The 13067-nt window shown below is 45.0% G+C and carries 14 protein-coding genes; 7 read left to right on the top strand and 7 right to left on the bottom strand.

What is annotated here, in order from left to right; all coding sequences use genetic code 11:
- Window positions 1–188 precede the first annotated feature (188 nt).
- From L3V36_RS20780 to L3V36_RS20750, 7 genes are all read left to right on the top strand, one after another.
- Window positions 189–1289, top strand: coding sequence for a glycosyltransferase (locus L3V36_RS20780; protein ID WP_208775487.1), 1101 nt, complete (start codon window positions 189–191; stop codon window positions 1287–1289).
- Window positions 1286–2473, top strand: coding sequence for a glycosyltransferase family 2 protein (locus L3V36_RS20775; protein WP_208775488.1), 1188 nt, complete (start codon window positions 1286–1288; stop codon window positions 2471–2473). The genes L3V36_RS20780 and L3V36_RS20775 overlap by 4 nt, the downstream gene beginning before the upstream one ends.
- A 9-nt stretch (window positions 2474–2482) precedes the next feature.
- Entirely contained in the window at window positions 2483–3142 is a 660-nt protein-coding gene (locus tag L3V36_RS20770; RefSeq protein ID WP_017077278.1) for a sugar transferase, read from the top strand.
- A gap of 216 nt (window positions 3143–3358) precedes the next feature.
- A complete protein-coding gene (locus L3V36_RS20765) occupies window positions 3359–4237 on the top strand; it encodes a LysR family transcriptional regulator (RefSeq protein WP_102482955.1) in 879 nt (292 codons plus the stop codon).
- Between the two features lie 99 nt (window positions 4238–4336).
- Window positions 4337–5470, top strand: a complete 1134-nt coding sequence (locus tag L3V36_RS20760; RefSeq protein ID WP_208775495.1) for an efflux RND transporter periplasmic adaptor subunit — start codon at window positions 4337–4339, stop codon at window positions 5468–5470.
- Between the two features lie 10 nt (window positions 5471–5480).
- Window positions 5481–8600, top strand: a complete 3120-nt coding sequence (locus tag L3V36_RS20755; RefSeq protein ID WP_208775526.1) for an efflux RND transporter permease subunit — start codon at window positions 5481–5483, stop codon at window positions 8598–8600.
- Window positions 8601–8602: 2 nt separating this feature from the next.
- Window positions 8603–10111: an efflux transporter outer membrane subunit gene (locus L3V36_RS20750; protein WP_208775497.1), complete on the top strand. Its 1509-nt coding sequence runs from the start codon at window positions 8603–8605 to the stop codon at window positions 10109–10111.
- 117 nt (window positions 10112–10228) lie between these two features.
- On the opposite strand, the gene L3V36_RS20745 is transcribed toward L3V36_RS20750, so the two are convergent.
- The 7 genes from L3V36_RS20745 to L3V36_RS20715 all read right to left on the bottom strand — a co-directional run bounded on the left by L3V36_RS20745 (window position 10229) and on the right by L3V36_RS20715 (window position 13049).
- Complete coding sequence (locus L3V36_RS20745) at window positions 10229–10444, bottom strand: DUF6434 domain-containing protein (protein ID WP_208775500.1); 216 nt, start codon at window positions 10442–10444, stop codon at window positions 10229–10231.
- A gap of 34 nt (window positions 10445–10478) precedes the next feature.
- The gene (locus L3V36_RS20740) at window positions 10479–10811 is read right to left on the bottom strand and encodes a YnfA family protein (RefSeq protein ID WP_208775502.1); all 333 of its coding nucleotides are present in this window, start codon (window positions 10809–10811) and stop codon (window positions 10479–10481) included.
- A gap of 71 nt (window positions 10812–10882) precedes the next feature.
- Window positions 10883–11179, bottom strand: a complete 297-nt coding sequence (locus tag L3V36_RS20735; protein WP_102488035.1) for a hypothetical protein — start codon at window positions 11177–11179, stop codon at window positions 10883–10885.
- A gap of 104 nt (window positions 11180–11283) precedes the next feature.
- Entirely contained in the window at window positions 11284–11733 is a 450-nt protein-coding gene (locus L3V36_RS20730; RefSeq protein WP_208775505.1) for a DUF3291 domain-containing protein, read from the bottom strand.
- A 63-nt stretch (window positions 11734–11796) separates the two neighbouring features.
- Window positions 11797–12078: a hypothetical protein gene (locus tag L3V36_RS20725; RefSeq protein ID WP_017080508.1), complete on the bottom strand. Its 282-nt coding sequence runs from the start codon at window positions 12076–12078 to the stop codon at window positions 11797–11799.
- Between the two features lie 59 nt (window positions 12079–12137).
- Window positions 12138–12470, bottom strand: a complete 333-nt coding sequence (locus tag L3V36_RS20720; RefSeq protein ID WP_102450164.1) for a hypothetical protein — start codon at window positions 12468–12470, stop codon at window positions 12138–12140.
- A gap of 174 nt (window positions 12471–12644) precedes the next feature.
- Complete coding sequence (locus L3V36_RS20715) at window positions 12645–13049, bottom strand: DUF1801 domain-containing protein (RefSeq protein ID WP_208775507.1); 405 nt, start codon at window positions 13047–13049, stop codon at window positions 12645–12647.
- Window positions 13050–13067 lie beyond the last annotated feature (18 nt).

Below are 13067 nucleotides of genomic sequence, written 5' to 3'. Positions count from 1 at the left end.
TGTTTTGATTCCCATTTTGAGAAACGAAAATTGCCCTCGAACCATTCAACGTAAATCACTGAAATATATTGATTATTTAATTGGCACAACTCCTGCAATCTCCTTGTGTAGTCAAACGTTTTAAAGCAGTTACTTCAATAGAAACGTCAGAAAAGCGAAACAAGAATTATAAAGGCAGGGTCCAAATTATGAATAACCAGATAACAAAGCATGGCAAGAAGATCATACACGTTGTTCAACACCTTGCCCCAGGCGGATTAGAAACCCTAACGTTAGATTTGCTGCGCCTTGCTAAACCAACAGACCAAGTGTTGATCGTCAGTTTAGAAGGCACTAAAGCAGAATCCATCGCAAACTGGCCGAAGCTGAAGCCTTACCACAACCAAATCGTGTTTTTAGATAAAGAGCCCGGTGTTCAATTCAACATCATCATAAAACTCATCAAAGCATTTAGAGGAATTCGCCCTGATGTTGTTCATACCCATCACATAGGCCCACTGCTCTACGCGGGTTACGCTGCCCGTGTATCAGGGGTTCCTACTCGAATTCATACCGAGCATGATGCTTGGCATTTGAAAAATAACAAACGTCGTCGCTTACAAGCATTAGCACTTAAAGCCGCTCAGCCAACTTTGGTGGCCGATGCAACCCGTGTTTACAACCAACTGCGCTCTGCCTTTTCATACAACAACATCGTCACGATTAAAAACGGTGTGGATTGCGAGAAGTTCAAACCGATGTCAAAAGCAGACGCGAGAGCAACACTCGATCTACCAACCGATAAACACATCGTAGGGTGTGCGGGACGTTTAGAACACGTGAAAGGTCAAGACCAACTGATTAAAGCGCTTAGCTTACTTCCTACTAACACCGTTGTCGCATTGGCTGGTGATGGTTCAAAACGCAAGCAACTGGAACAACTCACTGACCGCTTGAATTTGAGCGACCGTGTGATCTTTCTTGGCCTAATTGAAGACATGACTTCTTTTTACGGCGCGTTAGACACCTTCTGTCTACCTTCTCGTCATGAGGGGCTGCCACTTTCTACACTAGAAGCTCAGGCATGCAACATCCCTACCGTCGCGATGAATGTAGGAGCTGTCGATGAAACCTTATGTCCAGTCAGCGGCGCCCTCGTCAAAAGCGGCAGCATTGTGGGGTTAGCTAGTGCGCTATTAGAAAAGCAAAATGAACGCTTTTTGTCACCTCGTCGTTACGTACTCGACAACTTCGACATTGTAAAAATGGTTGCCTCTTACAACGATATCTCAAAAGGAGTTTGCGCATGATCGACTGGTTGCTTGCAGGACTTTGCTTATTCTCTGGTGCGCTGATTGTCTACCATCACGCCGCCTATCCACTGTTACTGCGTTGGTATGCGAAAAGTCACCCGGCGCGTCAGATTGAAGAGAGCCATCGTTGTTATAAAGACGAACAACAAGATTGCACACTACCCACCATTACCATTCTTGTGCCAGCATTCAACGAAGAGCAGTGGATCGCCGATAAAGTTCGTAACCTTGCTTCATTAGATTACCCAAAAAAGAAGCTACAAGTGATTATCGCTTGTGATGGCTGCACTGATAACACGGTAGAAATCGCCGAAATGACGATTCAAGAAGCGATGTGCAGCGATATCTATTTCGAGATACATGACCACAAGACCAACCGAGGAAAAGTTGCGGTTATCAATGAAGAAGTGACCAATATAAACAGCGATATCACGGCGCTAAGTGATGTATCAGCCCTTATTTCATTGGATGCATTGCTTATTGCAGCCGCTCATTTTGAAAGTGACAAGGTTGGTGTGGTAAACGCAACGTATCAACTATGCCCAACAGGCAACGAAGGCGAAAACACTTACTGGCAGTACCAAACCGCCGTTAAAGAGTCTGAGGCTTCATTAGGTTCTAGCTTAGGTTCTCATGGCGCGTTCTACTTGTTTAGAACCCATTTATTTGAACTATTGCCTCTAAACACCATCAACGATGACTTCATCTTGCCAATGCAAATCGTTAAACAAGGTTACATTGCAGAATACGAAACACAAATGGTGGCACTGGAGCTAGAAGAATCGAACCTAGAAACGGACTTCAAAAGAAGACTTCGTATTTCAGCGGGCAACATGCAACAAGCGATTCGATTGTTTGGCTTGTTCAGCCCGAAGTTCAAAGGCATCGCGTTTGCGTTCTTCTCCGGAAAAGGGCTTCGCCTACTCACTCCATATTTAATGATTGTGTGCTTAGTGTGCTCAATCTTACTTAACAACTACTTGGTATTTGAAGCACTGTTATGGGCTCAAGTTGCCGTTTATACCATTGGCGTACTTGGCTGCATCTTGCCAAAGCGCCTAGTAAACAAACCTATTTTATTAATCTCTTATTTGATAGTTGGACACTATGCCAACTTCATTGGTGGCATTCGTTACCTAATCGGACTAGAAAACTCACCTTGGACACGAGCGAATCATTAAGGACTTATTATGATGAACATTGAACAGCTATCTACTCAAAACTTATACCAATACAAAATCTCACGAGCTAAACGTACGTTCGATTTCGTAAGCTCACTAATTGCTTTGATTTTGCTAGCGCCAGTATTTCCATTGATAGCGATGGCAATTGCACTGACTTCTCGCGGCCCTATTTTCTACCGCCAATTGCGTGTTGGTAAATCTACACCAGAGAAAATGGCAATCTTTGAAATCATGAAGTTCCGTAGCATGTACGAAGATGCAGAAACGCGTTCTGGCGCAGTTTGGGCTACTGCGAATGACCCACGAATCACACCCGTTGGCCGCTTTTTGAGAAAGACACGTCTTGATGAGCTCCCTCAGCTGTTCAATGTATTGAAAGGTGAAATGTCTCTAATTGGTCCACGCCCTGAACGCCCTACTTTTTACACCAAACTAGAGAACGAAATCCCTTACTTTGCTGACCGTACATACGGCGTAATGCCTGGTATTACGGGGCTTGCACAAGTTAATCAAGGTTATGATACCTGTATTGATGATGTACGTCGTAAAGTGGGCTTTGACCACAGTTACGCATTAAGCCTATGTTCGGTGAAGTCTTGGATTGCCGCAGATCTCAGCATCATTTCTAAAACTATCATTGTGATGGTCGACGGTCGAGGTCGTTAAACTGATATGGAGTGAGGCGAAAGAACAAGCTGTCTAGTCCAAGGTGAAAAATAGAGCAGTCTGTCCCATGCGAACACAAAGCCAGCTTTGATAATGATTTGTCAGCTGGCTTTTTACTGTCTTAAAACAAGCCAAACCCAAGAACGCTTCGATTTTAAAATCCAATTGGTATACGATGCCAACATACTGTTCTAAAAACGATTAAATGCCGTTGTTATGAAAATCGCAGATCTTAAGCTGTTTACCACCGTTGTCGAACTGGGTAGTTTTACTGCCGCAGCCAATGCACTTGACCTTCCCCGAGCTAACGTTAGCCGTAGAATTAACGACCTTGAGAAGTCTCTCGGCATTCAACTGTTCTTTAGAACTACACGAAGCCTCTCCTTAACCAAATCTGGCGAGCTCTATTACAAAGAGCTGCTCAATGCGCTTAGTGCGCTCGACAAAGCGAACCATGTCGCTTCCAACCTTTCGGAGGTTGCACACGGGCAAATTAAGATTGGTCTATTGCCTGAAACCAGCGACATCATGCAGTCTACTCTGTTTAAATTCCAAGATATGTACCCTAAGGTTGAACTTGATATTCGCAACATTAGTAACGGCTTTGTCGACATGTACCGTCAAGGATTAGACCTCGCTATGCATGGTGGTACGTTGAGCGACGCTAACGTGGTTGCTCGTAAAGTGATGGTTCTCCAGCGTATTTTTGTCGCAAGCCCTGAATTTCTAGAGAAACAAGGCAAGCCCTCAAACCTAAGAGAGCTCTCCAATTACCCATTTGTTTGCTTCAGATGGCCAAGTGGCGACATCGATAAACAATGGGACATCAAAGATCACACCATCAAAGTTGAACCTTTGGTCGTCAGCGACAGCATTGGGTTCGTGAAAGGCGGTGTAATTCGACATAGAGGCATCGCGTTGTTACCAGAACTCTTGGTACGACAGCAACTCAAAGACGGCACCTTGATTAACCTTTTCCCCGACGAGAATCTTCAAGAAGAAGAAGCATGGTTGCTCTATCCTCAGCGTAAAGCGTTAAGCCATTCAGCACAGCTTTTGATTGATTTTTTATTACAAGAGCTTCCGAAACTCTAGTTATTGTAACGAATATTGTGACAGTGTTTCACGTGAAGACTAGATTATCTAAACAAGACTGAAAGATAGAATTACTCCATAAATTGACAGGAGTAATCCATGAAGCCTATATCTCAACATTCATCTGTTTTGCAGCGTTCGTCTATCTTTCAACAGACACCTATCTTCAAACACACAGTCATTGCACTAAGCCTAACCGCTCTGTTTGGCTGTAATGACTCTGAGGCGACGATAGCTCAAAAACAAACGCGCCCGATTCAAGTTATCCAACTTGAGCCTCTCTCTCATCAAGTTGAAAAATCGTTCACAGGCAAATTGCAGTCATCAGAAACTGCTGGCGTCGCGTTTCGTGTGCCTGGCACTATTCAAAAAATGATGGTCTCGGTTGGTGATTCAGTAAAGAAAGGCCAACCACTTGCGCAGTTAGACCCTCATGATTATCAAGTCGCGTTAGAAGAGTTACAAGCACGAGCACTCGAAGCGAAATCTGCACACAAATTAGCGAAATCTGAACTTGTACGAGTAAAACAAGCCATCGCTGATAATGCGATTGCCGATGTTAATCTAGACCGTGCAATCAGCGGTTATGAACGAAGTGAAGCGGCGGTTAAAGTCGTAGAACAGAACATACGCCGTGCGAAAGATTCGATTCGTTATACCCAACTGCTCGCACCCTTCGATGGTGTGGTTGCGGCATCTAACTTCGATCAGTTTGAGCAAGTTCTGCCGGGCATTTCGGTTTTCACCATCCACAGCCCTGATCAGCTTGAAGTTAAAATCCAAGTCCCAGAGAACTTGATTCATGAGTTCCAACCGAATCAAACCGCTGTTATCAATTGGTATGGTTCAGAGGAAAAGCTGATTGGGTACGCCGCTGAAATTGCCACGTCACCTGATCTTATCAAGCAAACCTACGCGGTTACCTACCATGTAGAGACAACCAACAAGTCAGTGTTGCCAGGAAAAGCCGTCACACTGACAACTCAACTTGGCGAAGCTAGCAACAATTTCTGTTTACCGTATTCAGCGTTGGTGAATCAATCTGGCATCGAGCAAGTATTCACCGTTCAAAACGAACAAGCGCATGGCGTGACTGTGGACGTGGTTTCAATGTCTCAAAATACCGTGTGTGTTGAATCAACGCTCAACGATGGCGATTTCGTCGTGGTGAGTGGTGCTCAGTACGTCATGGAAGGCCAACACTTCTCCGATATTCAAGTTAAGAGTCTGTAGGTAAATCATGATGAATCTAGCTGATTTTGCGATCAAACAACGCACCTTCATCCTGTTTTTCACTGCATTGAGTGTTATCGCAGGCCTGTTTTCTTACTTTGATCTTGGCAAGCTCGAAGATCCAAGCTTCACCATCAAAACGGCCGTCGTAGTAACGCTCTACCCCGGTGCTTCTGCGGAAGAAGTGGAACAGCAAGTTACTGATACCGTCGAAACTAAACTGCAAGAGATGGGATCATTAAACCGACTTCGTTCACTCTCTCGCCCTGGCATGTCGATGGTGTTTGTCGATCTCAAAGAGTCTCTTAATTCAAAGGCACTTCCTCAAGAGTGGGACTTATTGCGTCGCAAAGTATCTGACATGAAGCTGTTATTGCCTTCGACTGCACAGATCAGTGTCGTACAAGACGAGTTTTCTGAAGTCTACGGCATGCTTTTCTCTATCCACAGTAAAGATGCCTCGCCTGCTGAACTAAGACGTTACGCAGAAGAGTTGCAACGTCGAATTAAAACCGTCGATGGTATTAAGAAGATCGAATTACACGGCGTTCAACCACGCGTTGTTCATATCGACATCCCAGATGAAAGGTTGGCGCAATACGGCCTATCTATCACACAAGTTTGGTCGCAGCTGAATACGCAAAACATGGCCTTCGATGCCGGTAAGTTTTCAGCAGGAACGGAACGAATCCGAGTTCAACAGTCGAGTGAGTTTGGTTCATTAGACGACATCAAAAACCTGATGATCAAAGGCGGCGTGAGTGAATTAGGAACCAGCTTAATCCGCTTAGGTGATATTGCAAACGTCACAATGGGCTACCAAGAGCCAATGATGACAGAGAACCGCTACAACGGCGTACCAGCGGTCACATTAGCGATGAGCCCAGTCGCCGGCGTAAACGTGGTATCACTTGGTGATGAAATCAATCAAATCGTCAGCGATTTTCAAGCAACCCTGCCGTTAGGCGTTGATATCGCGACAGTTGCTAACCAACCGGAAGAAGTTCAAAAATCGATCGACAACTTCGTAAGCAACTTGCTAGAGAGTGTCGCGATTGTATTCATCGTCCTGTCTATATTCATGGGGCTAAAAAGCGCAACCATTGTCGGCTCAAGCTTACTGCTGACTATCTTGCTGACGCTTATCTACATGAACATCGCTTCAATCGATTTGCACCGAGTTTCGCTAGGTACCTTCATTCTTGCGCTTGGTATGTTGGTTGATAATGCCATTGTCATCACCGATATGATGATTGTGAAAATCAACAAAGGAATCGACCGAACCAAAGCCGCAATTGATTCTGTTAAAGAGACCGCTACACCACTCTTTGGCGCGACAGTCATTGCTATCATGGGTGCGAGCCCTGTTATCTTTTCAAAAACCGATGCCGCTGAGTTCGCAAGCTCAGTATTCCTAATTATCGCCTCTTCACTGTTGTTGTCATGGTTTGTCGCAATGACCTTCACAACTTTGATGTGTTGGTTCTTCATCAAGCCAACTAAGCAAGCTGACAACACCAAAGTGAGCTTATACCGTAAGAGCGTAAACTGGACGGTAGATAACCCACTCAAAGCACTGACGGGGCTTATTCCGTTGATCTTGGTTACTGCATTGGCTATCCCGAATATTGCCGTTAACTTTATTCCACAAGCCGACAGACCCATTCTGTTCTTAGATTACTGGCTGCCCAATGGCGCCAAGGTTGAACAGACCTCAGAAGACATGAAGCGTATCGAACAATGGTTGTTAGAGCAGCCGGAAGTCGAGAGTATTTCAACGTACATTGGTGCTGGCGCTCCTCGTTTCTCAGTGACCATTGAGCCAGAACCGTTTGACTCTGCTTACGGTCAGATCTTGATTAACGCGACCGATTTCCCTTCACTCAGCCCGTTGATTGCGCGTGGCGACAAATGGTTAATGGAAGAGTTTCCAAACGCCGATCCTCGCTTTAGAAGCTTAAAGCTTGCGACTTCGGATAAATTTAGTGTTGAAGCGCGTTTTTCAGGCCCAGATATCGAGGTACTGCACGGCTTATCTGAACAAGCGAAAGCTATCTTTGCTCGACACCCAGACACCAAGTACGTTCGTGACGACTGGCGTCAAAAGAGCAAAATGCTAGAACCTGTCATCAACCAAGACAAGATGCGCCTTGCGGGTATTAACCGTGCAGATATTGCATTCGCGATGAAACGTGCGTCAGAAGGCATGCCGCTGGGTCGTATGAACTTAAACGACGAACTGGTGACGATTCAACTGCGTGGTACAGAAAGCTCTATTCAATCGCTAGAAACTTTGCCGGTACGTTCTTTATTGGGCATCCACAGCGTTCCACTAGGTCAAGTCATTGACGGGTTTGAGCTTCGCAGCGAAGAGACCATGATTTGGCGTCGCGACCGAGTAAAAACCATCACAGCACAAGCTGGCGTTGGTCGCTACACCACACCTGCAGCAGTGAGAGACTCAGTTAAAGAACAAATAGAATCCATTCACCTTCCACAAGGTTACCACTTGGAATGGGGTGGCGAATATTACGACGAGCATAAAGCGGTCAGCGATATTCTTAAGCAGCTGCCTAAAGCAATGCTGTTGATGGTGATTATCTTAGTGGCGATGTTTAACGGCTTCAAACAGCCAGTGATCATCTTTACCACCCTACCGCTTGCGGCGACGGGTGCAACATTCAGCTTATTGCTGTTGGATAAACCATTCGGATTCATGGCATTGATTGGCGCTGTAACCTTGACCGGTATGATCATCAAGAACGGCATTGTATTGATGGACCAAATCGAGCTTGAACGTAAAAACGGTCGCTCACTGTCTGATGCAATCAAAGAAGCAACCGTGAACCGTACAATGGCGATCTCAATGGGCGCACTCACTACTGCACTTGGCATGATCCCGCTGCTTAGTGACCTGCTATTTGACCAGATGGCGGCAACCATTATCGGTGGTTTGGCTGCAGCAACCGTGTTGTCTCTGTTTGTAATGCCTGCGCTGTACAAGCTTTTCTATCGAACCGAACAAAAGAAAACGGTAGAAGAAGCCATCAAAGACGCAGTGATCGTGCTTGATGCAACACCTCAGTCTACAAATAGCGGCACTCCAACCTCATTCAACAAGGAGCAATAAACATGTATCCATTAACGAAGTTTAAAGTGGCTCCTATTGCTCTTGCCTTGTTGCTGACAGGTTGTGCGGTTGGCCCCGATTACGAAGAACCACAAACGACCATGGCAGAGACCTTCTTATATAGCCAAGGTGATGTAAACCAAGACGGCGTGAGCCAAAACGAACAGCACAATCATTGGTGGACACAGTTCAATGACCCGACGCTCAACCAGTTAGTAGCCGATGTTCAAAACCAAAACATCCCACTTAAATTGGCCGCCGAGCGAATCAACATGGCGAACTCATATAAGAGCGTTGTGGAATCATTCAAAGTGCCGACCATCAATGTCGGTGGCGGTTATTACAACTACCAGCTGAGTGAGAACGACTCCCTACTCGGCCCGGTATTTGGTGCCTCTGACGCGGTTGAATCAGCGACGGGCATGTCGTTATTGGAAGCGCAACACGATGGCGGGTTCTTAGGTGCAAGCATCGCGTGGGAAATGGACTTGTTTGGACGTATCGACAAGCAATCCAACGCGGCAACAATTCGAGTGGAACAAGCTGAGATCTTTCAATCGGGTTTGAACACCTTGATCACCGCCGATGTCATTCACAACTACCTGCAATATCGAGGCGCGCAAGAGCGAAAAGCGATCGCACTAGAGAACATTGCCGACCAAAAACAGACCTTAGAATTGGTCACCAAAGTGGTTCGCAGCGGCTACGGCTCTGAGTTAGATCTTGCGCAAGCCAAAGCCATGCTTGCCGCGACTGAATCCATTGTTCCTCAACTTGAAATCGCAGAGCAAGTTCACAAACAACGCATGGCAGTGTTGTTAGGCGAATCACTTACGAACGTGAACCAACGTTTAGCGGGTGAATTTACCTTGCCGAGAATGAACGATGTGATTCCGACAGGCTTACCTTCTGACTTGTTAGAACAACGCCCAGACATCCGAATTGCAGAACGAGAAATGGCAGCCATTAACGAAGAACTCGGCGCAAGCATTGCCAATCGTTATCCAAAATTCTTCCTAACGGGTACGCCAGGAGTGACAGCCGGAAGTTTTGATGATCTGTTCAGTAGCGACTCATTCGGTTGGGCAGCCTCTGCAGGCATCAGTTGGAATGTATTCGATGGTGGCCGAGGCGAAGCCATGGTAGAAATGAACGAAGCAAGGTTCCGTTCTGCAGCGCTTAACTACCAACACTCGGTAGACAGCGCCTTTGCAGAAGTCGATTCAAGCTTGTTTGCCTATGGTCGTAGCCAAGAAAACCAAAAGCGCATCGATGAAGCCACCCTTGCTGTTGATAATGCGGTGAGTAAGGCAAAGTCACTCTATAAAGCGGGCCTAGTCGATTACTTATCAGTGTTAGACGCACAAAGACAACAAAAAGCGATGCAAGACCGCCAAGTCGCCGCCAAGCTTCAAACCGCCAACACCACGATTGCAGTGTATAAAGCCTTAGGTGGCGATTGGAAAGTCGCTAATGAAACGCAGAGTGTTGAATTAGCTCACGCTAAGTAGGCTCGCTGTTCTCAGCTGAACGATGCAATCAGCATAATAAAAAATACCGCCGTTGATTACGGCGGTATTTTTATGAACTCGTTAACTGGCTAATAAGTTGACCAACAAGATAATCCGTTACTTTGTATCGTTACGCTTCGCCCACTCTTGTAAGGCATCACCCATAGTCAATCCTGTCGCATTGTTCATCCACTGCATAAAATCACGGTCAAATTTAAACTCATCACCAAGCTTGGACTTAAAAAATCGACGCACGTTCTGAGTCGTTTTGTAGCTGTCCGTAATGACGGTACTGTCATCAATCTGATTCTTGTGCCAATCAACCTTTTTCATGGTTTAATCTCTTCCTGTCATCTCAGTGCATGAATTATGCGTTTCGAGGGCCAAACATAATAATCGCCATACCGAGTAGTGCAACTGAGCCACCGAACAGATCCCACGTTGTCGGCTTTTCGCCATCAACAAGCCACAGCCATATCAGGGCAACAGAAATATACACACCGCCATAGGCCGCATAAACACGCCCTGTCGCGGTAGGATGAAGCGTCAATAACCAAGCAAACAACGCCAGGCTGATCGCAGCTGGAATCAATAACCAAATACTCTTGTCTTCTCTCAACCAAAGATAAGGTAGATAACACCCTACTATCTCGGCGACCGCCGTAAGTACAAAAAGACCGACCGTTTTAAATTCAATCACAACTTACCTTTATCTGTTTAAATGCAGAATACCCTCTGGCGTCTAGGGCCGACAAACGCAATAACCAGTGACTAGGAATTAGACGCTTCGTTGCTGTCTGTATCTACGGTTTTGATCAGAGGACCAGCACACTCGACAAAATCACCGATATCGAAAGTATCTGGCGCATCGGCTCCGCCCGTCACACCAAAACTGCCTTTGACCGTTGGATCCTTCTCAGTCTTATCTACGTCTAAAATGATCTCTACTTTATACGTGTGACCATCAGGAAGAAGTTTGGCACACTCTTCCAGTGTTGAAGCGCTAGCACTCATGCTGAAACCGAATAAACACACCGCAAGTACACTACTTTTCATTTTCAACATCATAAAACCTCTCGAAGACTATAGAAACATCATACCAATAATCGACTCATCTTCACGGGAATTGCCATAAAACGTCTAAAAAACATAACGTTGGTTATCTATGAACGCTATTTGGGCGCTTCTGACTCTGTAAAATTGGTTTTAAAAGTGAAGGCATACGGCGTATCACCGATTTCTCTGAGGTGTTCAAGTCGCTCTATCGCTTCTTCGAGTGTGGGAATATGGTCTTCTTCGATCCACCAAAGAACATAAGTATCTTCAGGTAAACGATGAAACCAATCCCCCTTTCGGCGCATGAAATCACGGTGATGTGTGCGGAACATGAAGTTCTTTAACGAATCCACAGAGTCCCACACCGACATGTTCACGATCATATTAGGATCCTCGAAAGCTTGGATGTTGGTGGCGTCCCCAGATTCATCTTTCAGACGGCAAACAAACCCTTCACTGCTTTCTGCGATTCCATTAACCAACTCTAAGTTATCGACAAACTCTTTGATTTCTGGCGCATCTAACGGGTATTTTGCCAGAGCGATATTTAACTGAGCTAATTTCATAATGTTTCTTCCTTGATAAATTATGAGTAAAAAATTCAAACGCACCGACTGATACTAAGACAACTAAAGAACCGTCACGCCTTCAACTTCAATTACTGAATTAACATTCGCTCGCTCGATTATCTTGAGTAACGTCGTTTGGATTAGCTCATTATCTCGGATTTCGGTTTCACAAGAAAAACGCTCTTCTTGAACACCATCGCCCTCACCCATCATAAATTGAACCGCGACTTCCGTTGCGAGATCTTTGGTCGTCCCGTAATACGCTAACGTGATTTTTGGGTATCCGTTGTCGCCTTTTTTAACCTGCTTCGCGATACGTTTTTTAGCTTTATCTAAATTCATACAACTTCCTTTTAAGGCTTAAACTAAAATGAACAAACGTCTGATATTTCTTAGCTTTACTATAAAGCATTACCACAGTCACTACATGATTTAATGGATGACAATCCGCTTTTTCTTACGTTAGTTTTTCCACAAGAACCACAAAATTTCAAAGAGTGGACATTGTAAATAGACATTAAAGTAACAAGCGGAATCCAGACCAACAATTCTGGCCCATTACCACCTGAACAATAGATAAAACCAATCGCGAAGATACCAAACATAACAGACTCCAAAGTCCACAATGTTTGTTTGTACTTTGCATCTTTGATAATAAAAAACGTAAAAAATCCGATTAAACTACTGATAACCCCATAGACCGCAAATCCTATAAAGGCTTCTTGTTGATTCATAACTTTCCCTGTCCACATACCACTTTACGGTCCGAGCAACGCCACTAACCTAAACCATAAGACGTTAAACACTAACCTACATTAAACGAGAAGTGCCAAGCCTTGTAAATCAGTGGCAGGCTTACTTTTCAAATTCTAACCACATTCAGTTAAGCAGCAGGCAACACATAAGAACTACGCGCCAAGAAGCGGAAGATGTTTTCGTTGTTGATAAGTTAAGGCTAGCTCTAAGCACTGCTTAATCTGTGCCTTGGGGAGTGGTTCAGTTAGGTTCAAGACGATTGCCCTATTACCCTGAAATGCCAATGTGCCGTCGTGCAATTCTCTGAATGTGTCGATTAGCTTTGTTTGACAGTTAAAGAACAAGTAATAGTTGTTTGGCGATTTCAATTTCCAATCAATTCGAATTGGGCTGCCCGTCTTAACGCTGTAACTTGGTTCGCCCCATTTCAGAGACTCTTCGACTTCACCTAATTCCAAATCAGAGCTAAGTTCAAAGATTAATGCACGCAACTCTTCAAGCCGAGCTCGAACATCATCGGGATACTCGTCGAAATGTGTTTTGATTGCTTTGTCCATTCAATCTCCGATTCACTT

Origin of the sequence: Vibrio sp. G-C-1, from assembly GCF_021728015.1 — a bacterium.
In the GTDB taxonomy this organism is placed as follows: domain Bacteria; phylum Pseudomonadota; class Gammaproteobacteria; order Enterobacterales; family Vibrionaceae; genus Vibrio; species Vibrio splendidus.
The sequence above is the reverse complement of the archived record's forward strand: the minus strand, read 5'-3'. Positions and strand labels throughout refer to the sequence as shown.